Genomic DNA, 24,444 nt, shown 5'->3' on the forward strand with positions numbered 1-24,444 from the left:
TGTCCGGTCAGTCCAACCGGACGCCTTCGCGTTGCAGGCGTTCGCGCAACACGTCAATTTCAACCGTCAGATCGCTGCGGTCATCCAAAAGCATCTTGCGGGTACGGGCCGCGAAATTCTGTTCCAGATCGTCCAGCAAGGCGGTGTAATCGGCCAGCGCCTGCGCATCGCGGGTGCGGGCAAAGACATCGGCAAACTTCACCGTCGCATCGCGCGCGCCCTGCAGGTAGACGGTCAGGTATTTGCGGGCACCGGCCAGATCGCGCGGGTCTTCCTCGACCGTGCGGAACAGATCGCGGGCGGTGTCCTGAAAGCGTTCGACGCGCGCCTCGACCCGACGGTCCCCGGCACGCTTGATGGCGTCGGTCATCTCGGACAGATGGGTTTCGGCATCCTCGACCACCCGGGCCACCCGGTCTTGCTGAAAGGTGTCGATTCCTTCCATGCCTTTGTCCTTCATCGGGTCCAGCCCGAAGGACACGGAATGCAGCAGCGTGGCCACCGTACCAAACAGGATCGGAGCCAGCAGGCCCGCCTGCGCGGCGGCCTCGGCGTCCAGATACTCGGATCGATACGCGGCCAGCGCGGCACCCAGCCCGGTCAATACGCTTGCGAAAATCTTGCGGGGAAAAGCAGGACGGCGCGCAGAGCGGCGCGCGTTATAGGCGGCTTCGGCGCGCAAACCCTCGCGCAGCAGAAAGGCGGCACCGGTTAGCAGGCCCGCTGCGATCAGCCCGATCGTCATCCCGATTGCGCCGTCGTTCAGAGACAGAAAAACCAGCGGAATGGCGGGCAGAAACAGGATATTCACCCGCGCGCCTGCCGGTTCGACCCGCGCGCCGTGGAATTGCCCGCGTGGCTGTTGGTCGTCGTCAGACCCACCGCCTTGTGGGCTGAACTTCCCGCCATATCGCTTTGACATGCGCTACAAGCCCCCCAGCACGCCGGTACAGACACCGAACAACAGCACCAGAAGGGCTGCGTAGGCCAGTTTTTGCACTCCGGTCCCTGACATGGCTCCCCCCAATGGCTCTCCTTTCGGAAAATTTAGGCGATACGAGGGCTTGGCGCTAGGGGGAAGGTTGCCAAACCCACGTCACTTGCGAGTTTTCTTGCCGATGGACGCCCGTTTTCTTTGCGGTCGCGCGGGGCGTTTCGGCTGGGCTTCCGGTTCTGCGTCCAGCCCCAGCTGATCGCGCATCACGCGGCGACGGATTTCCTCGACCTCGCCGGGCTTGAGGCTGCCCAGTTGAAACGGGCCGTAGGATACACGCAACAGACGGTTCACTGCAAAACCGATGTCCTCAATCGCGCGCCGAATCTCGCGGTTCTTGCCTTCGCGCAGGCCGATGGTCAGCCAGGCGTTCGCACCCTGCTGGCGATCCAGCGAAACATCCATCGGCAGAAAACGCTCGCCTTCGATCACCAACCCCTTGCGTAGCGGTGCAAAATCTTCGTCCTTGGGGCGGCCGTTCACACGCACACGGTATTTGCGTAGCCATCCTGTAGAAGGTAATTCCAGCTTGCGCTTGATGCCGCCATCATTGGTCAGCAACAGCAACCCTTCCGAGTTAAGGTCCAGCCGCCCCACGCTCATGACGCGGGGCATGTCCTCGGGCAGGTTGTCGAAAATGGTGGCGCGGCCTTTTTCGTCGCGGGTCGTTGTCACCAAACCCGATGGCTTGTGGTACAACCACAGGCGCGAGGGTTCCGGCTCGGACACTGGTTTGCCGTCCACGGTGATCCTGTCTTTGTCGGTGACGTTCAGGGCAGGGCTGTCAATGGTCTTGCCGTTCACGGTCACGCGGCCTGCTTCGATCATGCGTTCGGCTTCACGGCGCGAGGCGACACCCGCGCGGGCAAGCACTTTGGCGATCCGGTCGCCGGGAGGAGGGGTTTTGGTCATCCGCAGGCCATAGCGCATCCCGCCCGCTTGCGAAAGACAGGTTTCTGATGCAGTCAGGGGCATGGAGTTCAGATCGCATATGGACAAGGCGCTGGTCGAGGCGCGCGCTGCGGCGGATCGCGGAGAGGTTCCGGTGGGCGCCGTCATCGCCGCGCCGGATGGTCGCGTTGTGGCCTCAGCCGGAAACCGGACGCGAGAGTTGAACGATCCCACCGCTCATGCCGAGATTCTGGCCCTGCGCGCCGCCTGCGCCGAGGCCGGGTCCGAACGGCTGCCGGACCATGACCTCTATGTCACACTGGAACCCTGCGCGATGTGTGCGGCGGCACTGGCCGCGGCACGCATCCGGCGCATTTACTATGGCGCCGCCGATCCGAAATCCGGCGGAGTGGCCCATGGTGCGCGGGTGTTTACACACAAACAGGCGCACCATGTCCCTGAGATATACGACGGCATCGCAGGGCAGGAGGCCGCCGATCTGCTGAAGGAATTCTTCGCCGCGCGTCGCGATCCTAGAGAGTGATGGGTTTCATCAGTTCGGGTTCGATGACGTCGACCCCCGGCAACCCGTCGATCAGCGCTTGAGCGGATTGTTCCAGAATCGGGAAAGTCTTGTAGTGGCAGGGGATAACGGTCTTAAAATTGAAATACCGATTGGCCGCATAAGCCGTTGCTTTCATATCCATCGTGAAATGGCCGCCCGCTGACAGGATGCCGATATCGGGTTTGTAGTAATCCCCCATCCAATCCATATCGGCCATGATATCCGTATCGCCAGAGACGTAGAGTGTATGTCCCTCGGACGCGATCATGAAGCCAACCTCGCTGCCGCCGGTGCGCAGGCCCTCTGGCGTTGAAAATGTCGAACTGTGCGAAGCGGGCACCATCGTCACCTTGACGCCGCTCAGGTTCACCGTGCCGCCCTTATTGAACCCAATGGTTTCCAGCTCCTCGGCCTCACTCCAATAACCCATCAAGTCGAACTGGCCGACCACGGGCACCTTGAGGTGTTTGGCCAGTGATACCACGTCAGCAACGTGATCGAAATGCGTGTGCGTCAGAAGAATATGCGTTGCGCCGTCCAATGCGGCGTCGTGATGTTCTTCGGATAGCACCGGGTTGCCGGTCAGCCACGGGTCAATCAGCAGAACCTGCCCTTCGGTTTCGATACGGAAACTGCCGTGACCCAGCCAAATGATGTTCATGAAAACGCCCTCCCAAAACAAGCTCTTGGCGCCAACGTAGCATCGGTTATGTAAAAGTTCATGGACTGGTTGCAGGAAATTGACGGATATTGCGAGCGCCTGTCGCCCGCCTATTGGGCTGAGCCGATCAACGCCGTGACAAATGCGGCATTCCTGATCGCGGCTTTTGTCATGTGGCAGCGTGTGCGCGGGCAGGGGATGCCTTTGGCGACGGTATTGGTGATCATCCTGGCGGGGATCGGAGTGGGCAGTTTCATGTTCCACACCCACGCAAAGGTCTGGGCCGCGATGGCTGATGTCGCGCCAATCCTGCTGTACATTCTGGTCTATATTTACGCCATTAACCGGGATGTCTGGCAAATGCGGCCGACCTATGCCCTGATCGTTACCGTCCTGTTCGTGCCCTATGCCGTAGCCACGATCCCCTTGTTCCAGTTCATTCCGGGGCTGGGCGGATCGTCCGCTTATGCGCCGGTGCCCCTGTTGATTCTGATCTACGCATTTCTGCTGCGCAACCGCGTCCCCGACACGGCGCGTGGTCTTGCAATCGGTGCGGTGATCCTGATCGCCTCGATCACCTTTCGTGCTCTGGACGAACCCCTATGCGCGCAACTTCCGCTGGGTACGCATTTCATGTGGCACATCCTGAATGCCACCATGCTGGGTTGGATGATCGAGGTTTATCGCAGGCACATGGCCCGTGCGCCTCAGTCTTGAAACGCAGCAGCCAGATGTTCGGGCAGATCGAACTCGGACAGCACACGCGCCCGGCCCTCGGTCGACATCTTGCGGGCGGTCTTTTCGACGATCCTCTGGATTTTTTCGGCTGAGTGTTTCTCGGCGAATGGCGCAAAGTACCATTTGAGGAAGACGAAACAGATGACGTCTTCCAGTGCCTGAACATCGTCATCTCGTTTGATGCCCTGTTTGCGCAGCATGCGCCCGGCGGCTTCGATCTCATCGGCGCTGTAACCGGCCTGTTCCATCATCCCCATGACGACTTCGGCGTGATGCACGCCTTGCGCCTTACGCCAGGCCAGATATCCAGCCCGGCCTTCGGGGTATTCGCTGCGTGCCAACTTCCAGCGTTCAACGTGCTGACCCCGCGCAGCTATCTGCAATACATCCGAAGCATCTGGGAAAAGCCGGTCCAATTCGGCGCTCATGCGCTGGCCGTAAAGCAACTCGACCGGTTGGTCGTCTTCAAGGTTGGGGTCTTGGGTATTGGCCGCATCAATTGCGTCCAGAACTGCTTGTTTGCGCGCGCTCATCTTCCGCTCCGTTGGCTTGCCGAACCTGCTTTCTGGCCCGGCGGATCACTTTGATCACCCTAGCGATTGGACGCAATAAGCGCAGTAGTCAATTGCAGTTTTCCGGGCCGGACGTCGAATGCCCGACCCGGGACGAGGGGGTATGTCATTTACCCAGCTTGGTCTGATCCTGCGTGACGGGCTGCGAGACAGTCTCGGGGAAAGTCAGGTCGCGCGTCAGGGTGTTCATGGTGGGGCCAAAGGCCTGCGCCTGGGCAACAAGAACAGTGGTGGACAATACTAATGCAGTCATGAACGTTTTCATTGTCTTTCTCCGTTTTAGGCTGTGCCGTACCTCATGAAATGAACCGTTCAGTACACATTTTCAATGCCAAAAATGAACTAAACGGTTTACTTTTGCGCATAGGGGATATGCAAAATTGAATGGCAGCTGCGGCGATCTGTACGAACCAGGCCATAACCTCCCTTCCATGCCCTTGCGACCTGAGCATCGGACAGGTAAATGCCCCTTAACGCATATGAGGTTTTCCGATGTCGATTGACCAAAGCACCGCCGCCAAGGTGGCCAAACTGGCCCGGATCAAGGTCGAGGATGACGCGCTGCCCGCGCTGGCGTCCGAGTTCAACACCATCCTCGGCTTCATCGAACAGCTGAACGAAGTGGACGTCGAAGGTGTCGAGCCGATGGTCTCGGTCGAGCCGATGCGACTGAAGCGTCGTGAGGACGTGGTCACCGACGGCAACCAACAGGACAAGGTTCTGGCCAACGCCCCCGATGCGCGCGAAGGGTTCTTCGCTGTTCCCAAAGTTGTGGAGTAAGACATGAGCGATCTGAACAAATTGGGCCTGGCCGAGGCCCGCGACGCGCTGCGCAAGGGTGACGTGACCTCGGTCGAATTGACCGAATCTTGCCTCAAGGCCATTGATGACGCCGACGCACTGAACGCTTTTGTCCACAAGACTCCCGAGATCGCGCTGGAGCGGGCCAAGGCCGCGGATGAGCGGATCAAGGGCGGTGACGCACCTTCGATGTGTGGTCTGCCGATTGGCATCAAGGACCTGTTCTGCACCAAGGGTGTGCCGTCGCAAGCGGCCTCAAAGATTCTGGAAGGCTTCAAACCGGAATACGAATCCACCGTGTCGCAGCAGCTGGCCGACGCTGGGGCCGTGATGCTGGGCAAGCTGAACATGGACGAATTCGCCATGGGCTCGTCCAATGAAACCTCTGTTTATGGCAATGCGGTCAGCCCATGGCGTCGTGGCAATGACGATGCACAGCTGACACCGGGCGGCTCGTCCGGCGGGTCGGCCTCGGCTGTGGCCGCCGACCTGTGCCTGGCCGCAACCGGCACTGATACCGGCGGCTCGATTCGTCAGCCTGCAGCCTTCACCGGCATCACCGGCATCAAGCCGACCTATGGTCGTTGCTCGCGTTGGGGCATCGTGGCATTTGCGTCCTCGCTGGATCAGGCCGGACCGATGACCAAGAATGTGCGCGACGCGGCGATCATGCTGGAAACGATGTGCGGTCACGACCCCAAGGACTCGACCAGCGCTGAACTGGCCGTGCCGAACTTCGAGGCAATGCTGACTGGCGACATCAAGGGCAAGAAGATCGGTATCCCGAAAGAATACCGTATGGATGGTATGCCCGCCGAGATCGAAAAGCTCTGGGCTGACGGTGCCGAGATGCTGAAGGCTGCGGGTGCCGAGATCGTCGATATTTCGCTGCCGCACACCAAATACGCGCTGCCCGCGTATTACGTGATTGCCCCGGCCGAAGCGTCCTCGAACCTCGCGCGCTATGACGGTGTCCGCTATGGCCGCCGCGCGCAGCTGGCGCAGGGCGACGGCATCACCGAGATGTACGAGAAAACCCGCGCCGAGGGCTTCGGCCACGAGGTGCAGCGGCGCGTCATGATCGGAACCTATGTGCTGTCCGCAGGTTTCTACGATGCCTATTACAACCGCGCGCGTCGTGTCCGTACCCTGATCAAGAAAGACTTTGAGGACGCTTTCGCCGCAGGTGTGGACGCGATCCTGACCCCGGCCACCCCGTCGGCCTCGTTCGGGTTGGGTGAAATGACCGAGGCTGATCCAGTTCAGATGTACCTCAACGACGTCTTCACCGTGACGGTGAATCTGGCCGGTTTGCCGGGTGTCTCCGTGCCTGCCGGATTGGACAAGCAAGGTCTGCCGCTCGGTCTGCAGCTGATCGGGCGCCCGTGGGAAGAGGGCGATCTGCTGAACACGGCCTACGCGCTGGAGACCGCGGCCGGGTTTGTGGCCAAGCCGAGCAAATGGTGGTAATCCTCGGGTCAGGCAAGACAACACAATACGGAGCAGCTGTATGCGCTTTACGCTTCTGATTCCCGCAATCGGATTGGTGGCCGCCTGTGATACGGTGGCCCCCGTGGGTGGCACGGATTTCAACACGCCCGCCTATCAGGCGCAGCGTGAGGCGCAGTTGGCGGGGCAGGGATACACCGGAAACCCCCTGCTTGGTCCAGTTGAAGTGTCCGAGCAGCAGCTTGGCGCGCCCGGGGATGGTGCTCCGTTGCCAGCCGGCGAGAACGCTGACCTTGCCTCGGCAGCGGCAGCAGCTTTGGCCAGCACGTCAGGGCAAAGCACCTACGAACCCTCACCCGTTGAGGACCCCATCAACAACACCATTTCGGACGAACAGGATTTCGAGGCGGTCTCAGGCCGTCGCAGCATCGAAACCGACGCGGCGTTGATCGAACAGAACCGCCAGACCTATGAGGTTGTTGCGCCGACCGCCGTTCCGGCGCGGGGTTCTGATGGTCAGCCTAACATCGTGCAATACGCGCTGAACACGTCGAATCCGGTCGGAACGCAACTCTATAGCCGTGCCGGGTTCAACCTGCAGGCCAAGGCGCAGCGCAATTGTGCGCGCTTCCCGTCAGCTGACCAGGCCCAGATCGAGTTCCTTGCAAATGGCGGCCCGCAGCGTGACCGCAAAGGCCTCGACCCGGATGGTGACGGCTACGCTTGCGGCTGGGACCCCAGCCCGTTCCGCAGTGCCGTCAACAACTAAGTCGCTGACGCCGATCTGGCACCCGTCCCCTAATTTCGGTGAGCGCAGGGATGGGCTTACGCCAACCATGATCGTGCTTCACTACACTGCAATGGACCGCGCCAGTGCTGCACTGAAGCGGTTGTGCGATCCTGCTTATGAAGTCTCGGCACATTATCTGATCGGCTCTGATGGCACGCTCTGGCAGATGGTCCACGAAGATCACCGTGCCTGGCACGCAGGCGCTGGCGAATGGAACGGCCAAAGTGACATCAACTCCCGCTCGATCGGTATTGAACTGGACAACGCCGGGGCGCATCCGTTTTCTGAGCCTCAGTTGGCAGCGCTTGAAACCCTGTTGCACCAGATCCAGAAGCGGTGGTCGATCAGCCCGGATCACGTGATTGGCCATTCCGACATGGCTCCGGGTCGAAAATGCGACCCTGGCCCCCGATTCCCATGGCAACGACTGGAGCGGCTGAACCTCGCAGGCCGCCGCGGAGAAGGTAAGGGGCCGCAAAACCCAACGATCCAATCGTTCCGGGCCTCGGCCCGCGCCGCAGGGTATTCCTCTGAGGTCGACGATGACACACTGCTGGCTGCGGTACGGCTCAGGTATCGTCCCTGGGCCACCGGCGGCCTTCACCCTGCCGATTTCGCGCCACTCGTTACGTAAGTCGTGATCCGCTCTTCATCTAGCCTCATGTTGGCCTAACCTCTTGACGTCACCCAGACCAAAGCATACCCACCGCACTGCGCGGAGGGCCGGATGGCCGCTGGGGCCTTGGCCCGAGAGGAAAGTCCGGACTCCACAAGACAACGGTGCCGGGTAACGCCCGGGCGGGGCAACCCGACGGAAAGCGCCACAGAAAACAGACCGCCGCACCTTTGCAGAGGTTCGCCTCCGGCAAAGCGCGGTAAGGGTGAAACGGTGGGGTAAGAGCCCACCGCGCCGCTGGCAACAGCGGCGGCACGGCAAGCCCCACCGGGAGCAATGCCAAATAGGGTCCCCGCGCGGGCCGGTCGGCGTCCGCCGATACCGCCGCTAAGCGCGTCTTGGCCGAGAGGGACCGGGTTGGCAGCTTGAGCCGCGCAGCAATGCACGGCCTAGAGGAATGGTCATCGAAGGGGGCAACCCCGGAACAAGATCCGGCTTACAGGCCCTCCGCGCGTCTTTCTGATCACTTGCCCGGTGGCGCATAGGCGCCGGTCAGTTTTGCGGCTTTCTTGGTAACGGCAACAAAGTCCTTCGCCTTCCAGGCGCGCACCGTTTGGACTTTCGACACCGCGCCTGATGCGGCAACGGCCATTCCAACAGCCACAGCATCCGTGCCGTCCGGGGCTTCGCTGATGACCACTACGTCATTTTCACCCGTCGTCATATAGAACCCCAAAAGCTTGCCGCCGACCTTTTTCAGCAAAGCCCTGACAGGGGCCGTACGGTCCACAGGCTTTTTCAGCATCCCCTTGACTCCATCCTGCGAATAGGACGCGTATGTAATGAAAATTGGCATGTCTACCTCCTGTAAAAAGTTGATTCAGGACCTTTAATCAGGCTGGTCCTACAGCCCTCTTGCGAGTGTCAGCCTGACGCGGCCTGTTAGCTCCGCGATCAGTCAAGCGTCCACGACGTTAAATGCGGCTCCGGTACCACGAATACGCCATGCTGCCCCGGGAGATTGGGGGCAGGCTGATTGCGCTGCCCGCCCGTTTCCACGCGATGGCCTTTGGGCCTGTTCGGCAGGAGAAAAGATGTCCGGCGGGGTACCACGGAAGCGAAAACCTGGACCGGGCACGCCCTGTATGTTCTTCCCGGTGCCATTTCCGGCCCATCGGGGCAAACGAAGACATGCCGCGTCGCCATCTCGTCGGTGTCTCCACCTGTCATGCCCCCCAAGTGATCATAAAAACTCTGCTGGCAGAGCGTCTCGCCTGGACGTGGCGCCTCGGGGTGCGAGCCTGTTATCGGCTTCTTTTCTGGGGTTTAATCGCGCGACCATATCACAGAACCGTGAGCCAACCAAACCGGGGCAAGCCTCGAGTGCATGATTTGTGCGCTTTACGGGTGGAATCCGGTTGACTCAGCCGCGCGACCGGGTAAAAGCGCACGCTCATAGGAATTCAACCGAAAGGCCCCTGCCTTTTCGGACGCAGGAGATAACCATGGCGAAGCCGACGACAATCAAGATCCGTCTGAACTCGACCGCGGGCACGGGCCACTTCTACGTGACCAAGAAAAACGCACGCACCATGACCGAGAAAATGACCGTTCGTAAATACGATCCGGTCGCTCGGAAACATGTCGAGTACAAGGAAGGCAAGATTAAGTAATCTGCCGTCCAGCTTGGACAGTTTCAAAGGGTTCTGCCTTGGCGGGACCCTTTTTCTTTGCTCGTCATTTCGGGGACGGTTCTTCATGACGTCTAACGCCGTTGCAACGAAGCATCAGCGGGCAGGGCAATCGGGTCCTCGGTGGGTTGCTTTTTGCAGGGGCTTACCCCTACGCTTCAACAAACCGTTCCAAAATGTTGGCCGTCATGAAAAAAATCTTGTTATCCACAATGACCGTTCTGGCCCTTGCGGCCTGCGAGGACCCGTACAACCGCGAAGGCGTCGGGTTCACGGGGATCGATGGTGAACCCCGCTCCATTTCGGATGTGCCGGGTGCGGCAGCCTTCCTGCCACCTGCCACGAACGTACCGGCTGAACTGGCCGTGCTGCCTGTAGTTCCCGTGGTGACCGACCAGACCGATGCCGAGAAAGTTGCCCGTGTCGCAATCGACAACGGCGGACGCAGCGACACCGACGCGGTGGTTCTGACCGGGTCTGACACCAACCTGTTCCTGAGCACGGTCAATGTGAACGGTACTTTGTTCGGCGTCCTGCGCACAGCGAACAACAGCACCCGCGTAGACAACAAGGTCGGCGCAACGTTTGGCCGTGATGCCGAGCAGTTTACCGGCTGCCTGCCGGCGGGTGACGTATACCGCAAAGGATCTTCCGAGCGCAGTTCGGGTTTTGCAGTGGCACTGAACTGCAGCTAAGCGACTGACAAATGTTGGATTAAGGTCCCGTCGTTTGGACGGGGCCTTTTTTGTGCATGCGCTGGGCCTACAGACCTCGGCGCGTTTTGACCCGACGGGTGTTCGGCAAAAAGAAAGGGGCGGGCCGTTGCGGGCCCGCCCCATTTGATTCTGAAGTAGTAGCCAGTTTTATTCTTGCTGCCCCATGAACATCAGCAGGAACTGGAACATGTTCAGGAACGAGATGTACAGGCTCAGCGCGCCGTCAATCGCCGCTTTGTTCAGCCATTCCTGATCACCATGAGTTGCGTGCGCAATGTAGGTGTTCTTGATGTCTTGGGTGTAGAATGCGGTCAGACCAGCAAAGATCAATACACCAATGGCCGAGATTGCGAACATCATCGCAGGTGATTGCAGGAAGATGTTGATGACCATCGCCACCAGCAGGCCGATCACGCCCATCATCAGGAACGTACCCATGCCGCTCAGGTTGCGCTTGGTGGTGTAGCCAAAAAGGCTAAGACCGGCAAAGGCAATCGAGGTCACTATGAACGTCTGTGCGATCGAATAGGGCGTATAGATCATGAAGACCGAGCTCATCGAAATGCCCATTACAGCAGCGAAGACGAAGAAGCCCAGTTGTACAGCCGCAGCCGATCCACGCCGCATCAGCGCACCCCAACCAAAGATCAGGAAGGCCAGCGGTGAGAAGATCACAACCCATTTCAGCGGCGACATGAACAATGCGCCACCCAAGCTGGTCAGGTAGCGATCAGCGCCGATTTGGGCCACTGCGTTGGTCGGGTCAGAGGTCACGGCAAGACCGGCAATCGCCCATGCGGCGAGCGCCGTGATCAGCATGCCCACGGACATCGTGCCGTAGACTTTATTCATATGGGCGCGCAGGCCCTCGTCAATCTGGGCAGCGCGCGTACCGGCAGCCGTCCGGATCGTGTCAAATTGTGCCATTAAAGGGTCTCCCTTCACATAATTCTTTTCGCGGTCCGAAACCCGGACCCCGTTCCCAGCAAATATCGGCAACTGCGGGCCGTGTTTCAAGAGTTTAGCGTCGGAATCCGGGTAAAACACGCAACAAAATGGCGACCTGCGGCTGCGGGTCGCCATTCAGTAGGAAAACATGAGTGTCAGAGTCATTTTTGCCAGAATTCCGGTGCATCCCAGAAGGGGCGAGCAGCTTCGGAATCGGCCTGTTCGCGGGTGATTCCGATATCTTCCAGCGCTCTGGCATCCAATCTGGCAAGCGTGCAACGCTGGCGACGTAGCGAGAACGCATCCAACAACATGGTCAGGCCAAAACGACGACGCGGCGGGCAAGGTCTGTGGATCGCAATTTGGGTCATAATATTTGTCCTTTCATTGATCCTTGATGAGTTTCCGATCTCTCATCAAGTTCCTTGATTTATATGGCGCGTTATGACACATTTTGAAAATGAATATTTATGAAGTGATACATAAGGATTCGTGAAGATGCGAAATCTGGACATTACAACATTGCGCTCGTTCGTGGCGGTGGCGGATCAGGGCGGTGTGACGCGCGCTGCAGGTTTCCTGCACCTGACGCAATCCGCTGTTTCGATGCAGTTGAAGCGGCTTGAGGAACTGTTGGGGCTTGAACTACTGGACCGCAGCGGCCGAACCATCGCGCTGACCGCGTCAGGTGAGCAGCTGCTGGCCTATGCCCGCCGCATGATCGCGTTGAATGATGAGGTGATCTCGAAACTCACTGATCAGGCGTTTGAGGGTGAGGTGGTTCTGGGCGTGCCGCATGACATCGTTTACCCGGCGATTCCTCGGGTATTGCAGCGATTCAACGCGGATTTCCCGCGGGTGCGGGTGCAGTTGGTGTCTTCGTACTCAATGCAACTGAAGGATATGCTCAAGCGCGGCGAGTGCGACTTGATTCTGACGACCGAAGCAAACAGGGGGGATGCCGCTGAAACCGTCGCGGAATTGCCGCTGCGCTGGATTGGTGCGCCCGGCGGGTCGGCCTGGCGTAAACGGCCGATCCCCATTGCTGTGGGGCGTCGCTGCATGTTCCGGCCGCAGATGATCGCGGCACTGGATGAGGCCGGCCTTCCGTGGGAGCTTTCGGTGGAAACTGAAAACGACCGCACCATCGAGGCCACCGTGTCTGCCGACCTGGCGATTCACGCTATGCTGGACGGAACCGAAGCCGCGCATCTGGTGCAGATCGATGACGGCGGCGTGCTGCCCACCCTGCCTGCGCATATGATCAACCTGTACGGAGGAGAGCCCGGACGTGGCCCTGTGGTCGAAGCGTTGGCCGACCTCGTCCGGCAGAATTTCCGTATGCTCGGCAGTAGTCCTCTGAAGGCGGTTGTCGGCTAGGGCGCAATCACAACCTTGCCGGTTGCCGTGCGGTCGCGCAGCAGTTTAAGGCCTTTTTCGGCGTCCGACAGGGGCAGCACGTGGCTGATATGCGGCGTGATTTTCCCCTCGGCGTGCCAGCGGAACAGCGTTTCAAAGCTGTGCTGCACGATCTGAGGCCGGAAGGTCAGGTATCCACCGATATAGAAGCCAATCACCGTCAGGTTTTTAACCAGTAGGTGGTTGGCGGGAATCTGCGGAACCTCTCCGCCCGCAAAGCCTATCGGCAGCAGGCGGCCTTCGGGGTTGGTGGCGCGGAAGGCGGCTTTGAACATATCCCCACCTATGGCGTCATACACAACGTCCGCGCCGCCTAGTTCCTTGACCCGTGTGCGCAAATCTTCGGACGCATCAATCAGGTGATCTGCGCCAGCTGCCTGCGCCACGGCGAGCTTGTCCGCACCGCGGGCCTGAGCGATCACGGTTGCACCCATCAGCTTGCCGATCTCGACCGCCGTCAGGCCGACACCACCTGCCGCACCCGTGACCAGCAGGGTCTCGCCGGGTTGCAGGTGAGCGCGGTGGTCCAGCGCTATGTGGCTGGTGCCATAGGCAATCTGGATGGCCGCAGCGTCTTCGAAGCTCATCGAATCGGGCAGGGGAATCGCACGCTCGGCGTCGAACACACCGAATTCCGCCAGACCGCCCTGACCGGAATAGACAGCGATCCGGTCACCCGGTTTCAAGTGCGATACGCCGGGGCCGGTTGTATCGACCACGCCAGCGATTTCCATTCCCTGCGTAAACGGGGCGGTGGGTGTATCCTGATATGTACCTTTCTGCATCAGCAGATCGGCAAAGTTCAGTCCGCAGGCTTTGATTGCCACACGCACTTGGCCTTCCAGTGGCTGAGGAATGCCAATATCACAAAGCTGTGCGACTGCACCTTGGGAAGGAATTCTGTAGGCCAGCATGATTGCCTCCTGTGGTTTGGCGCATAGGTCCGTGCCGCTCGGGGATTGTCAATCTCTTACCCGGCAAGCCCCGCAAGAGGGTGTGGCGGCCATGTCAGGCTTCCCCAATGGCAAGAACGTGTGCCGGACAGATTTGGCACAACCCTAAATCTCTGTTAGTCGAAACAGATTCAACCTTCTTGAAAAAATGCCGAAAAAGCGCAATATTGTCTGGGGTGCTGATTTGGGGGCATGTTCCTGATTAGGGAGTGGTTAAGGGCGGCTCGCTATTTTTGCGGTAGTAAAGGCATGTCGCGCACCCGAATTGGTTGTGTGTGTATTAGAGGAGTTTACCAATGACCCATCACGTCGATGTCCATGTGGGCAAGCGCGTAAGGCATCGCCGCTGGCTGATTGGCATGACCCAGCAGCAGTTGGCGCAGCAAGTTGGTATTAAGTTTCAACAGATTCAGAAATATGAGACGGGTGCCAACCGTGTCAGCGCATCCCGTCTGTGGGACATTGCCGAGGCATTGGAAGTTCCTGTCAGCTTTTTCTTTGAAGGTCTTGAAGAGGCTGAAAAAGAAGCATCCGGCAAGAAATCGGTTCCGGCCGATCTGATGGGGGACAAGGAAGCTCTGGATTTGGTGCGTTCCTACTATGCAATCCCTGAAAACCAACGCCGCCGCCTGTTCGAACTTGCCAGAGTGCTGAGCGACGTCGCCTGAGCAAACGGGGTTGACTCTGGTACGCGCGGGCCGCACGGGTAGCGCATGCAAGAGACGACATTAAGCGATCTGGATGTTGCCAAAGAAATGGCCGACGCTGCGCGTGAGGCCATTCTTCCGTTTTTCAGGCAATCCAACCTTGAGACCGACAACAAACTGGCCGAGGGTTTTGATCCTGTAACGGTTGCAGACCGGAACGCCGAACAGGCCATGCGCACGGTTCTGGCCAAACACCGACCCAATGATGGTATCTTTGGGGAAGAGTTCGGCCAGGTTCCGGGCAGCAGTGGACGGACATGGGTGCTGGATCCAATTGATGGCACCCGCGGTTTCATCAGCGGCACGCCTACCTGGGGCGTATTGATTGCGCTGAGCACACCGGACGGCCCGATCATGGGCGTCATCGACCAGCCCTATGTCGGAGAACGTTTCGTAGGGGCTGCCGATATCGCGCAGGTGACCGGCCCAACCGGCACGGCACAGCTGAAAACGCGTCCGACGTCCAGTCTGGATCAGGCAATCCTGTTCACCACGTTTCCCGAGGTTGGCACCCCCGAGGACCGCGCCGGGTTCGAGGCTGTGGCGCAACACGTGCGCCTGACGCGCTTTGGCATGGATTGCTATGCCTATGCCCTGCTGGCAGCGGGGCAGGTCGATCTGGTGATAGAGGCGGGGTTGAACGCCTATGATATCCAGGCGCCGATTGCAGTGATCGAAGCCGCAGGTGGAGTTGTCACCGACTGGCAAGGCGGTCCGGCGCATGAAGGCGGGCGCGTGCTGGCGGCAGCGAATGCCGTGTTGCACGCGGCTGCGTTGGAGGTTTTGCGCAAGCACTGAAAGTTATTGCCGGGTCTGAACCAGCCGGGTAAGGTTTGTCGGGCTGGTTCTTGTGCCCGTTTTCCGCCAGCCAATGCTCTTCTTGCACGAAACGGGTGTATCGCAAGGAGGGTGGAATGACCGAAATCCTGATCAAAAATGCAGACACCATTCTGACGATGGACGATTTGCGCCGTGAGCTTTCTGGCGCGGATATCCTGATCCGTGGCGGACAGATCGAACAGATCGGCTACGGCCTGCAGACCACCGGCGACGTTCACGATGCGACCGGGTGCGTCCTGACGCCGGGCTTGGTGAACGCCCATCATCACCTATATCAGACCCTGACGCGCGCGGTGCCCGGCGGGCAGGATGCGCTTTTGTTTGGCTGGCTGAAAACGCTCTATCCCATCTGGTCCCGCTTTGGGCCGGAGGAGATGTACGTCTCGGCCCAGATCGGCCTGGCCGAACTGGCCCTATCAGGATGCACGCTCAGTTCTGACCACCTGTATCTGTATCCGAACGGCGCGCGGCTGGACGACACGATTGCCGCCGCCGCCGAGATTGGCCTGCGCTTTCATCCCACACGCGGTGCCATGAGCATTGGCGAAAGCGATGGCGGCTTGCCGCCGGACTCGTTGGTCGAAAGTGAGGCCGCGATTCTCGACGACATGATCCGAGTTGTAGATGCGTTCCACGACCCTTCCGAGGGCGCGATGTGCCGGGTAGGGCTGGCACCGTGCTCCCCGTTCTCGGTCAGTCGTGACCTGATGCGTGATACGGCGATTCTGGCGCGCGAAAAGGGGGTGATGCTGCACACCCATCTGGCGGAAAACGACGAAGACATTGCCTACTCGCAGGCGCAGTTCGGCTGTCGCCCGGGGCAGTATGCCGAGGATCTGGGCTGGGCCGGTGCGGATGTCTGGCACGCCCATTGCGTTAAGTTGGACGGGACCGAGATTGACCTGTTCGCCAGAACCCGAACCGGCGTTGCCCATTGCCCTTGTTCCAATTGTCGGCTGGGATCAGGTATCGCACCAGTCCGTGCCATGCGCGACCGCGGTGTTCCGGTCGGTCTTGGCGTGGATGGGTCGGCCAGCAACGACATAGGCAACCTGATCCTCGAGGCGCGACAGGCCATGTTACTGCAACGGGTCGCGAACGGCGCGGATGCGATGTCGTCCCGCGAAGCGCTGGAGATTGCGACACGCGGGGGCGCCGACGTTCTGAACCGCCCCGATTGCGGGCGGCTGGAACCCGGCAAACGCGCGGACATTGCAGTCTGGGACACGCGCGGCATCGAAAGCGCAGGCAGTTGGGACGCCGCGGCTCTGTTGCTGGCGGGTCCTGCAAAAGTAAAGCACCTGTTCGTAGAAGGACGTCAGATTGTGCGTGATTGTCATATCACGACGATAGACCTGCCAAGAGTCATGGAACGTCAAAACCATCTTGCAAAGGCCTTGCAACAGTAAGTTGGCATTCATTGGTTTTACCATGCTCGGTACTGTCGCAGTTCGGGTGTAACAGCGGGCAGAGGCCTCGCGAGGTGAGATCGTTGGGGCGACGGGTTTTGAGAAACCCGCACATTTGTGGTTTCTTCCCGCCATTTTAAAAGGAGTGGGTAGATGAGTTTTCGAGTAATTTCTGTTGGCGCTGCCGTTCTGACCGTTCTGAATTCAGCAATAGCTTGGGCGGACCCGAAACCGCAGGGCGCGAAACCTGCTGATCCAAACACGGTTGCCCAGCTTTACGCGGGAAAAACTCAAATTTGGAAAGAATGCGAGGGTGGCATGTACTTTGGCTCAGGCTGGAAAGCGAGTGCTTGGTGCTAAAAGCACAGTGACAACGTAGCCCTTGGTATAAGGAAAGTTGATCGTAAGGCGCGCGTTTGCCGTGAATTGGTCTGGTACTGGCCAAAGGGTGATTCCACGGGGTCTAAACCGGATAACCTCGAATGCATCGAGCACGTTGTTGCCCCGGATGGCGCAATTTGGCCCAGTTGGCCGGATGAAAACGAGTGGTGGTCTATGACCAATGACAGCAGCCTCGTGAAAGGAGACAAATTCAAAGTCCAAGATAAGGAAGAATAAGAAGAAACTGGGTCTGCAGGGCTAACCCGTCTGGCTGGACAATTTAACCGTCCGGGCAGTGTTCGCAAACTGCCTGCACGATCAAGCCGAGTATTCAGTGGAGCCTTAATCCAAGAATGTGCACCGAATTGGGAGAGGTCATTCTTTACTGAGCGACGGGCTCGCCACCAATCCAAACGGCCGAGATCGCTCGGTCATCGCCCATCATGATGGTGGGGAAGATGGCCTCCCACAGATCGTCGGCGCTGGCCTCGCGCTGGGCGATGGCGGGGGTCGAGGCGAGGTCGAGGACGATCAGATCAGCCTCCATCCCCGGTGCGACATTGCCGACGCAATCGTCCATCCGCAATGCGCGCGCCGACCCGACGGTTCCCAGCCACAACAACTGCGCGGCGTGCAAAGGTGCGCCCCGTAGCTGTCCGATCTCGTAGGCCGCAGCCATCGTACGCAGCATTGAAAAACTCGAACCGCCACCAGTATCCGTGGCCAGTCCGATCCGGTGGCCATCGCGCATCAGTCCCGTCATGTCGAACAGGCCCGAGCCGATGAAGGTGTTCGAAGTCGGGCAATGGACCAGCGCCGCATCAACCTCGCGCAACCGGTCGCGTTCGCGCGATTCAAGATGGATGACGTGGCCATACACGCCATGCCCACTCAGCAGGCCGAACTTCTCATATGTATCCAGATAGTCCCGTGCCTCGGGGAACAGTTCGCGGACCCAGGCGATCTCGTCGATCTGCTCGCTCAGATGGGTTTGCATAAGGCAATGCGGGTGCTCGGCCCAGAGCGCGCCCATCGCCTCAAGCTGTTCCGGTGTGGAGGTGGGTGAAAAGCGCGGAGTGATGGCGTAAGACAACCGGTCGACCCCGTGCCATTTCCTAAGCAGCGCTTCGGACTGGTCATAAGCTGTCTGCGCCGTGTCCCGCAGCCCCTCGGGCGCATTGCGGTCCATGCAGGTTTTACCTGCGACCACACGCTGATTGCGCTGCTGCGCAGCGGTAAAGAAGGCATCAACGCTTTCGGGGTGTATGGTGCAAAAGCTGCACATTGTCGTAGTGCCATGCGCCGCCGTCAGGTCCAGATACCGGTGGGCGATCTCGGACGCATAGGCGGGGTCGCCGAACTTCATCTCTTCGGGGAAGGTATAGGTGTTCAGCCAGTCGATCAGGCGCTTGCCCCAGCTGGCGATCATGGCGGTCTGCGGATAGTGCGCATGGGCGTCTACAAATCCCGCCATGATAACGTGCTGGCCGTAGTCGGTTACCTTGGCGTCCGGATGGGCTGTGCGCAGGCCGTCGGCATCCGCCACGGCCGAAATGCGGCCGTCTTCGACCAGAACTGCTTCGCTGATTTTGACGGCTTCGGTCGGCTCATCTTCGAACGGCGAGCCGGTGAAACTCAGAACACGTCCTTTCAGCAGCGTTTTTTGCGCCATTTTCGTTCATCTCCGCCTGTATGGGACTGCGAAACAGCATAGGCGTGCGAAACTTGTCGGTAAATCGCCGTATTGTCATTGTTTTCCGGTAGCAGCTTCTTCTAATTAGGGGCCAATGACCGAAGAAACGGGGGCAGACATGACGACAGGCTTTGATGAACCCGTAACCGACGCGACCAGCGAAGAGGACGTCTATGCACTGGATCGCAAGACCGTAGCGGCCATTCTGTATGCAGTCGATGTAGACGACCGCGATAAACTGATCGAGTTGATGGAGCCGCTGCACCCGGCCGACATCGCCGACCTTCTGGAGCAGATCAACCCCTATGACCGCGCGCGTCTGATCCGTCTGTATGACAAGGAGTTCGACGGCGATATCCTCTCGGAACTCGATGAGGCGGTGCGCGAAGAGATTATCGGCATCTTGAAGCCCGACGTTCTGGCCGACGCCGTGCGCGACATGGAAAGCGACGACGTTGTCGATCTGCTGGAAGACCTCGAAGAGCCGCAGCAGGAGGCCATCCTTGACGCGCTGGAGGATTCCGAACGGGTCGCGGCTGAACAGGCGCTGTCCTATCCCGAGAACTCGGCCGGTCGTCTCATGCAGCGTGAGGTCGTCATGGCGCCCGAGCATTGGGCGGTGGGGCAGGCCATCGACTTCATGCGCGCCAATGATGATCTACCGGAACAATTCTATCACGTCGTTCTGGTCGATCCGCGGTTGAAGCCCGTGGCACAGGTCACGCTGGGCAAATTGATGGCCACCCGGCGTGAAGTGCCGCTGCATGACATTGCCGAAGAGGAATTCCACTCCATCCCCGTCGATCAGGACGAAGAGGATGTGGCCTATGCTTTTAACCAGTATCACCTGATCTCGGCCCCTGTGGTGGATGCAGACGGGCGGCTGGTCGGTGTGATCACCATCGATGATGCCATGGTGGTTCTGGATGAAGAGCATGAAGAGGATATCCTGCGTCTTGCGGGTGTAAGCGACGAAAGCTCGATTTCGGACAGTGTAGCGGCAACCAGTCGGCGGCGTTTGCCGTGGCTGGCGGTGAACCTGTGTACTGCGATCTGTGCCTCGCTTGTGATTTCGCAATTTGAGGCAGCGATTGATCAGTTGGTGGCGCTGGCGATTCTGATGCCGATCGTGGCGTCGATGGGGGGTAATGCGGGAACACAGTCGTTGACGGTTGCAGTGCGGGCGCTGGCAACGCGTGACCTGACCAATGCAAACGTCATGCGCGTGATCCGGCGGGAGTTGCTGGTGGGAATGCTGAACGGGCTGTGTTTTGCCATCGTGCTGGGAACGGTGGGCATGATGTGGTTTGATTCTCCGATGCTAGGTGTCGTGATCGGGTCGGCCTTGGTCGTGAATATGGTCATCGCGGGCTTTGCGGGTACGGTAGTACCGGTGGTGCTGGACCGCATGGGTGTTGACCCCGCGCTGGCCTCGGGGACCTTCGTGACGACCACAACGGACGTCATGGGATTCTTCATCTTTCTTGGGCTTGCCAGCGTGGTGCTACTGTGACCGACCTGACTGAAATCAAAGCCGCCGCACGCAAGGCGGCTTTTGCGCGCCGTAAGGCTGCGTTTGAAACCCGTTTGCCCGGAGCTGCCGGGCGATTGTCCGAAGTGCTGGCCGGTCACCGGGGTGTGCCTCTGTCGGGCTATATGCCGATCCGCACCGAGATTGACCCGCTGGCTGCGATGGCCGAGGCCTCGGCCTATGGCCCGGTTGGCGTGCCGGTGATCCAGGCCGCCGGTCAGCCGCTGAAATTTTCCCGCTGGACACCAGAAGGCGCGCTGAAAGACGGCCCTTTCGGGGCCAAAGTGCCCGAGGTCGATGACTATTTCGAACCCGAGATTCTTGTCGTTCCGCTGGTTGCCTTCGATGCGCAGGGCGGGCGGTTGGGCTACGGCGGTGGGTTCTATGACCGCACGCTGGAAGGGTTGCGCGCCAAACGTCCAACCTTGGCCATCGGCTTCGCCTTTGACGCGCAAGAGGCCGAAGGGTTGCCTCTGGAGCCCACCGATCAGCCGCTGGATATGGTCATCACCGAAAGCCGGGTACTGACGTTTTCAGCCTGATCGCTTCAGGTCGGGCTGTTTTCGCGAAAGAACTCCCAGGCATCGACTTCGCGCCCGTCCGGTAGAATGCAGACGCCCGATTGCCCGTTGTCACCGTCCCTGATTTGGTATTTTGCACCGCTTTCCACGCAGAACGTCGCTGCGGGGTTTGCTAGTTGAGTGGAGGAATCTATCGCCGGGGCCTCATCGCAAGCCGCCAATGCGGTCAGGCCAAGGGCAGCCAGAAGGATACGTGTCATCAGGAATCTCCCGTTTCAAGCGCATTGTCGGATTATGCAGGCAGCTTAACCACTTGTGCTTGAGCATTACCACACTTAGGACAGGATGAATGAGGATACTTTTTCTGGGTGACGTCATGGGCCGCGCGGGACGCACGGCCATTCAGCAACATCTGCCGCGTTTGCGCGACGAATGGCGGCTGGATTTCGTTGTTGTCAACGGCGAGAACGCCTCGAACGGGATGGGCCTGACCGGGGATCACGCCAAACTACTGCTGGACGCGGGTGCGGATTGCCTGACACTGGGGGACCATGCGTTCGACCAGAAGGACATGTTGCAGTTCATCGAGAAAGAGCCACGCATCGTACGCCCGGTCAATTTTGCCAAGGGCGCGCCGGGACGGGGGCATCGCCTGTATACCGCACCGGGCGGGCGCAAGGTTCTGGTGGTGCAGGTGCTGGGGCAGGTTTTCATGAAACGGCCCTTTGATGATCCGTTCTCGGCCGTTGAACCAATCCTGAAGTCGCACCCCCGCGGCGGGCAGGCGCAGGCAATCATCGTGGATATGCATTGCGAGGCGACGTCTGAGAAGATGGCGATGGGCCACTATTGCGACAAACGCGCCAGCCTTGTGGTGGGAACGCATACCCATGTGCCGACCGCAGATGCTCAGGTCTTGCCAGGTGGCACTGCCTACCTGACAGATGCGGGGATGTGCGGGGACTATGACTCGGTGATTGGGATGGACAAGGTCGAACCGATGCGCCGTTTCATCACCGGGATGCCCAAGGCGCGGTTCACCCCGGCCAACGGCGAGGCAACGCTTAGCGGCGTGTTCGTCGAGACCGATGACCGCGACGGGCAGGCAAAATCTGTGCAGATGGTGCGCGTTGGCGGGCGACTGCAGCAGACCGGGCCGCAGTAAGGCTTGCTCTGCCGCGCGCAATGCGGGAAACTGCCCGACGGGCGCGCAAGCCAAGCCAAGGTTCGGACACAAAACCCAGAATGCAATTCCTTCAACTGACAGAAACGGGCAGCGCAATCGTGGCGCTGATGGTCGTTGCGGGCATGTTCGTCATGTTCCTGCGCGAGGTTTACCCGACCGAGGTTGTCGCCATCGGTGGCGTTTCCATCATGCTGGTGACGGGCATTTTGCCGTATCAAAGTGCGCTTGCCGTGCTGTCCAACCCAGCGCCCTGGACCATTGCGGCGATGTTCATCATCATGGGTGCCATGGTGCGGACCGGGGCGCTGGATGCGTTTACCTCGACCGCGCAAAGGCAGGCGCAGGTGAATCCGCGATTTGCAATCGGTCTGCTGATGGCGTTCGTCGTGCTGGCCTCGGCGGTTGTGTCGAATACGCCGGTTGTGGTGGTGATGATCCCGGTCTTTGTGCAGATCGCGCGCACGTTGAACGTTCCGGCCTCGAAACTGCTGATCCCGCTGAGTTACGCGGCGATTCTGGGCGGTACGCTGACCCTGATCGGGACCTCGACCAACCTGCTGGTGGATGGTGTGGCCCGGGCGCAGGGGATGAAAGCGTTCTCGATCCTTGAGGTCACGCCGCTGGGCATCGCGCTGGTGATCTACGGCATGGTATATCTGCGTTTCATCGCGCCGCGCTTGTTGCCGGACCGCGACAGCATGGCCTCGCTGCTGTCCGACCGATCCAAGATGAAGTTTTTCACCGAGGCGGTCATTCCCCCCGAAAGCAACCTGATCGGGCGCGAGGTGACAGGGGTCCAGTTGTTCAAACGCCCCGGCGTGCGCCTGATCGACGTGATTCGGGGCGACGAGTCACTGCGACGCAACCTGAAAGGGGTTGAGCTGAAGCTCGGTGACCGCGTGGTTTTGCGTACCGAAATGACCGAACTTCTGAGCCTGCAAAGCAACAAGGAACTCAAGCGCGTCGATCAGGTTTCAGCGGTTGAGACCAAGACGGTTGAAGTGCTGATCACGCCGGGCTGCCGCATGGTGGGTCGGACGCTTGGCGCGCTGCGTCTGCGTCGCCGGTATGGTGTCTATGTGCTGGCGGTGCATCGGCGGAACCAGAATATCGGGCGTCAACTGGATGATCTGGTCGTTCGTGTTGGTGATACGCTGCTGCTGGAAGGGTCTCCGGCAGATATCCAAAAGCTGGCGTCTGACATGGATATGGTTGACGTCACCCAGCCCTCGGCCCGTGCGTTCCGGCGCAGTCATGCGCCGGTTGCCATTGGCGCGCTGGTGGGGATCGTCGTGCTGGCCGCGTTGGGTGTGGCACCGATCCTGCTGCTGTCGGTTCTGGCCGTGGCCGTGGTGCTGCTGACCCGCTGCATCGACGCGGATGAGGCGTTTTCCTTTGTCGAAGGTCGCTTGTTGGCGCTGATCTTTTCGATGTTGGCCATCGGCGCGGCGCTGGACAAATCCGGAGCTGTTTCGCTTATTGTCGAGGCGATTGCTCCGGGCCTGAGCGCGCTGCCGCCCTTCCTGATCATCTGGGCCGTCTACCTGCTGACTTCGGTGCTGACCGAACTGGTATCGAACAATGCGGTGGCCGTGGTGGTGACGCCGATTGCAATCGGTCTGGCGCAGGCAGTCGGGATTGACCCGCGCCCGCTGGTGGTGGCGGTGATGGTGGCCGCCTCGGCCTCGTTCGCGACGCCGATCGGGTATCAGACCAACATGATGGTTTACGGGCCCGGCGGCTACAGGTTTACCGATTTCCTCAAAGTGGGTGTTCCGTTGAACCTGACGGTCGGTTTGCTGGCGTCCTTGCTGATCCCATTTATCTGGCCCCTTTAAGGTCGGCGCGGAACCGCTGGTTTTTAGGCGCTTACCTTGTAATCTCTGATCCCACCCCAATGTTTCTCTTCAAAGCACTTGAAGAGAAAGGACAGGATCATGCCTTTTCCAAAGATAGGCCAGGCCATTGTGGCCAGTGCGGTTGTATTGGGGTTGCTGGGCGGTCACAGCTCGGCCCAAACCACAAACGAGCCGGTGAGTCTTGAGAATACCAAATGGTCCGCCATCGGGTTGAACGGTGGCGTTCTGGGTATGGAAAAACGCCCCGAGATCGCGTTTGAGTCCGACGGAGCTTTTGGTGGCAGCGGAGGCTGCAACCGCTTTAAAGGGCAGGTCGAGATGTCGGGTGAAAAGATCAACTTTCCGGACAATATCGCGGCAACCCTGATGGCCTGCCCGCCCGAAATGGAACAGGTCGAGCGACAGTTTTTGGACGCGCTGCAGAGTGTTGTGACCTATGCTGTTGCAGGGGACAGCTTGGTCATGTTGGACAGCGCGGGTGAGCCGGTGCTGAAATTCGTGCGTATGCCATAA

Annotated in this window: 27 protein-coding genes, 1 other RNA gene and 2 pseudogenes; 19 read left to right on the forward strand and 11 right to left on the reverse strand. The window is 59.6% G+C overall.

Going from position 1 to position 24,444, the window contains the following annotated elements; genetic code table 11:
- Window positions 1–7: 7 nt before the first annotated feature.
- Both AC2FEE_RS02175 and AC2FEE_RS02180 read right to left on the reverse strand, forming a co-directional pair.
- Window positions 8–922: a 5-bromo-4-chloroindolyl phosphate hydrolysis family protein gene (locus tag AC2FEE_RS02175; protein WP_496862761.1), complete on the reverse strand. Its 915-nt coding sequence runs from the start codon at window positions 920–922 to the stop codon at window positions 8–10.
- Between the two features lie 204 nt (window positions 923–1,126).
- Window positions 1,127–1,906 (reverse strand): annotated as a pseudogene (locus AC2FEE_RS02180) (pseudouridine synthase); the annotation flags it as partial.
- Window positions 1,907–1,967: 61 nt separating this feature from the next.
- On the opposite strand from AC2FEE_RS02180, the gene AC2FEE_RS02185 reads away from it, so the two are divergent.
- Window positions 1,968–2,429: a nucleoside deaminase gene (locus AC2FEE_RS02185; RefSeq protein WP_496862763.1), complete on the forward strand. Its 462-nt coding sequence runs from the start codon at window positions 1,968–1,970 to the stop codon at window positions 2,427–2,429.
- On the opposite strand, the gene AC2FEE_RS02190 is transcribed toward AC2FEE_RS02185, so the two are convergent.
- Window positions 2,419–3,111 (reverse strand): metal-dependent hydrolase, encoded by a 693-nt coding sequence (locus AC2FEE_RS02190; protein ID WP_496862764.1) that lies wholly within the window; start codon window positions 3,109–3,111, stop codon window positions 2,419–2,421. The two genes, AC2FEE_RS02185 and AC2FEE_RS02190, sit on opposite strands and share 11 nt — an antisense overlap.
- Before the next feature lie 60 nt (window positions 3,112–3,171).
- Between AC2FEE_RS02190 and AC2FEE_RS02195 the strand changes: the two genes are divergently transcribed.
- Complete coding sequence (locus AC2FEE_RS02195; protein WP_496862765.1) at window positions 3,172–3,828, forward strand: ceramidase domain-containing protein; 657 nt, start codon at window positions 3,172–3,174, stop codon at window positions 3,826–3,828.
- Here the strand turns inward: AC2FEE_RS02195 and AC2FEE_RS02200 are convergent.
- Both AC2FEE_RS02200 and AC2FEE_RS02205 read right to left on the reverse strand, forming a co-directional pair.
- Entirely contained in the window at window positions 3,819–4,382 is a 564-nt protein-coding gene (locus AC2FEE_RS02200) for a DUF4202 domain-containing protein (RefSeq protein WP_496862766.1), read from the reverse strand. The two genes, AC2FEE_RS02195 and AC2FEE_RS02200, sit on opposite strands and share 10 nt — an antisense overlap.
- A 145-nt stretch (window positions 4,383–4,527) precedes the next feature.
- A complete protein-coding gene (locus tag AC2FEE_RS02205) occupies window positions 4,528–4,686 on the reverse strand; it encodes a hypothetical protein (protein ID WP_480681262.1) in 159 nt (52 codons plus the stop codon).
- Between the two features lie 227 nt (window positions 4,687–4,913).
- Between AC2FEE_RS02205 and gatC the strand changes: the two genes are divergently transcribed.
- The 5 genes from gatC to rnpB all read left to right on the forward strand — a co-directional run bounded on the left by gatC (window position 4,914) and on the right by rnpB (window position 8,592).
- Window positions 4,914–5,201: an Asp-tRNA(Asn)/Glu-tRNA(Gln) amidotransferase subunit GatC gene (gene gatC, locus AC2FEE_RS02210; RefSeq protein WP_170325838.1), complete on the forward strand. Its 288-nt coding sequence runs from the start codon at window positions 4,914–4,916 to the stop codon at window positions 5,199–5,201.
- 3 nt (window positions 5,202–5,204) lie between these two features.
- Complete coding sequence (gene gatA, locus AC2FEE_RS02215) at window positions 5,205–6,692, forward strand: Asp-tRNA(Asn)/Glu-tRNA(Gln) amidotransferase subunit GatA (RefSeq protein ID WP_496862768.1); 1,488 nt, start codon at window positions 5,205–5,207, stop codon at window positions 6,690–6,692.
- A 40-nt stretch (window positions 6,693–6,732) separates the two neighbouring features.
- Window positions 6,733–7,440 (forward strand): hypothetical protein, encoded by a 708-nt coding sequence (locus tag AC2FEE_RS02220; protein ID WP_496862769.1) that lies wholly within the window; start codon window positions 6,733–6,735, stop codon window positions 7,438–7,440.
- 67 nt (window positions 7,441–7,507) lie between these two features.
- On the forward strand, window positions 7,508–8,095 hold the full coding sequence (locus AC2FEE_RS02225; RefSeq protein WP_496862770.1) for an N-acetylmuramoyl-L-alanine amidase: 588 nt from the start codon (window positions 7,508–7,510) through the stop codon (window positions 8,093–8,095).
- 81 nt (window positions 8,096–8,176) lie between these two features.
- Window positions 8,177–8,592: RNase P RNA component class A (gene rnpB / locus AC2FEE_RS02230), an RNA gene on the forward strand.
- Between the two features lie 8 nt (window positions 8,593–8,600).
- Here the strand turns inward: rnpB and AC2FEE_RS02235 are convergent.
- The gene (locus tag AC2FEE_RS02235; protein ID WP_496862771.1) at window positions 8,601–8,933 is read right to left on the reverse strand and encodes a GYD domain-containing protein; all 333 of its coding nucleotides are present in this window, start codon (window positions 8,931–8,933) and stop codon (window positions 8,601–8,603) included.
- A 649-nt stretch (window positions 8,934–9,582) separates the two neighbouring features.
- Between AC2FEE_RS02235 and rpmG the strand changes: the two genes are divergently transcribed.
- Both rpmG and AC2FEE_RS02245 read left to right on the forward strand, forming a co-directional pair.
- Window positions 9,583–9,750, forward strand: a complete 168-nt coding sequence (rpmG, locus tag AC2FEE_RS02240; protein ID WP_005630270.1) for a 50S ribosomal protein L33 — start codon at window positions 9,583–9,585, stop codon at window positions 9,748–9,750.
- A gap of 230 nt (window positions 9,751–9,980) precedes the next feature.
- Complete coding sequence (locus AC2FEE_RS02245; protein WP_496862773.1) at window positions 9,981–10,463, forward strand: hypothetical protein; 483 nt, start codon at window positions 9,981–9,983, stop codon at window positions 10,461–10,463.
- 168 nt (window positions 10,464–10,631) lie between these two features.
- Here AC2FEE_RS02245 and AC2FEE_RS02250 read toward each other — a convergent pair whose 3' ends face one another.
- Window positions 10,632–11,411, reverse strand: coding sequence for a Bax inhibitor-1/YccA family protein (locus tag AC2FEE_RS02250; protein ID WP_366551453.1), 780 nt, complete (start codon window positions 11,409–11,411; stop codon window positions 10,632–10,634).
- A 182-nt stretch (window positions 11,412–11,593) separates the two neighbouring features.
- Window positions 11,594–11,803: a DUF1127 domain-containing protein gene (locus AC2FEE_RS02255; RefSeq protein ID WP_496862774.1), complete on the reverse strand. Its 210-nt coding sequence runs from the start codon at window positions 11,801–11,803 to the stop codon at window positions 11,594–11,596.
- 127 nt (window positions 11,804–11,930) lie between these two features.
- On the opposite strand from AC2FEE_RS02255, the gene AC2FEE_RS02260 reads away from it, so the two are divergent.
- Window positions 11,931–12,812: a LysR family transcriptional regulator gene (locus AC2FEE_RS02260; RefSeq protein ID WP_496862775.1), complete on the forward strand. Its 882-nt coding sequence runs from the start codon at window positions 11,931–11,933 to the stop codon at window positions 12,810–12,812.
- Here the strand turns inward: AC2FEE_RS02260 and AC2FEE_RS02265 are convergent.
- Entirely contained in the window at window positions 12,809–13,765 is a 957-nt protein-coding gene (locus tag AC2FEE_RS02265) for an NADPH:quinone oxidoreductase family protein (RefSeq protein ID WP_496862777.1), read from the reverse strand. The genes AC2FEE_RS02260 and AC2FEE_RS02265 overlap by 4 nt on opposite strands.
- Before the next feature lie 335 nt (window positions 13,766–14,100).
- On the opposite strand from AC2FEE_RS02265, the gene AC2FEE_RS02270 reads away from it, so the two are divergent.
- The 4 genes and pseudogenes from AC2FEE_RS02270 (at window position 14,101) to AC2FEE_RS02285 (ending at window position 17,378) form a co-directional block, all read left to right on the forward strand.
- Complete coding sequence (locus AC2FEE_RS02270) at window positions 14,101–14,472, forward strand: helix-turn-helix domain-containing protein (protein WP_496862779.1); 372 nt, start codon at window positions 14,101–14,103, stop codon at window positions 14,470–14,472.
- Between the two features lie 45 nt (window positions 14,473–14,517).
- Complete coding sequence (gene hisN, locus AC2FEE_RS02275) at window positions 14,518–15,309, forward strand: histidinol-phosphatase (protein WP_496862781.1); 792 nt, start codon at window positions 14,518–14,520, stop codon at window positions 15,307–15,309.
- 116 nt (window positions 15,310–15,425) lie between these two features.
- Window positions 15,426–16,760, forward strand: a complete 1,335-nt coding sequence (locus tag AC2FEE_RS02280; RefSeq protein WP_496862782.1) for an 8-oxoguanine deaminase — start codon at window positions 15,426–15,428, stop codon at window positions 16,758–16,760.
- Between the two features lie 153 nt (window positions 16,761–16,913).
- Window positions 16,914–17,378: pseudogene (locus tag AC2FEE_RS02285) on the forward strand (DUF995 domain-containing protein).
- A 145-nt stretch (window positions 17,379–17,523) separates the two neighbouring features.
- On the opposite strand, the gene guaD reads toward AC2FEE_RS02285, so the two are convergent.
- Window positions 17,524–18,813, reverse strand: a complete 1,290-nt coding sequence (gene guaD, locus AC2FEE_RS02290) for a guanine deaminase (protein WP_496862784.1) — start codon at window positions 18,811–18,813, stop codon at window positions 17,524–17,526.
- A 139-nt stretch (window positions 18,814–18,952) separates the two neighbouring features.
- Between guaD and mgtE the strand changes: the two genes are divergently transcribed.
- Window positions 18,953–20,347, forward strand: coding sequence for a magnesium transporter (mgtE, locus tag AC2FEE_RS02295; protein ID WP_496862785.1), 1,395 nt, complete (start codon window positions 18,953–18,955; stop codon window positions 20,345–20,347).
- Window positions 20,344–20,907: a 5-formyltetrahydrofolate cyclo-ligase gene (locus tag AC2FEE_RS02300; RefSeq protein ID WP_496862786.1), complete on the forward strand. Its 564-nt coding sequence runs from the start codon at window positions 20,344–20,346 to the stop codon at window positions 20,905–20,907. The genes mgtE and AC2FEE_RS02300 overlap by 4 nt, the downstream gene beginning before the upstream one ends.
- 5 nt (window positions 20,908–20,912) lie before the next feature.
- Here the strand turns inward: AC2FEE_RS02300 and AC2FEE_RS02305 are convergent, their stop codons facing one another.
- On the reverse strand, window positions 20,913–21,146 hold the full coding sequence (locus AC2FEE_RS02305) for a putative hemolysin (RefSeq protein ID WP_496862787.1): 234 nt from the start codon (window positions 21,144–21,146) through the stop codon (window positions 20,913–20,915).
- 89 nt (window positions 21,147–21,235) lie between these two features.
- On the opposite strand from AC2FEE_RS02305, the gene AC2FEE_RS02310 reads away from it, so the two are divergent.
- The 3 genes from AC2FEE_RS02310 to AC2FEE_RS02320 all read left to right on the forward strand — a co-directional run bounded on the left by AC2FEE_RS02310 (window position 21,236) and on the right by AC2FEE_RS02320 (window position 24,444).
- The gene (locus tag AC2FEE_RS02310) at window positions 21,236–22,051 is read left to right on the forward strand and encodes a TIGR00282 family metallophosphoesterase (RefSeq protein ID WP_496862788.1); all 816 of its coding nucleotides are present in this window, start codon (window positions 21,236–21,238) and stop codon (window positions 22,049–22,051) included.
- Window positions 22,052–22,131: 80 nt separating this feature from the next.
- Window positions 22,132–23,910: an SLC13 family permease gene (locus AC2FEE_RS02315; RefSeq protein ID WP_496862789.1), complete on the forward strand. Its 1,779-nt coding sequence runs from the start codon at window positions 22,132–22,134 to the stop codon at window positions 23,908–23,910.
- A gap of 99 nt (window positions 23,911–24,009) precedes the next feature.
- Complete coding sequence (locus tag AC2FEE_RS02320) at window positions 24,010–24,444, forward strand: META domain-containing protein (protein WP_496862790.1); 435 nt, start codon at window positions 24,010–24,012, stop codon at window positions 24,442–24,444.

It is taken from the genome of Ruegeria sp. YTSC199 (genome assembly GCF_059609725.1).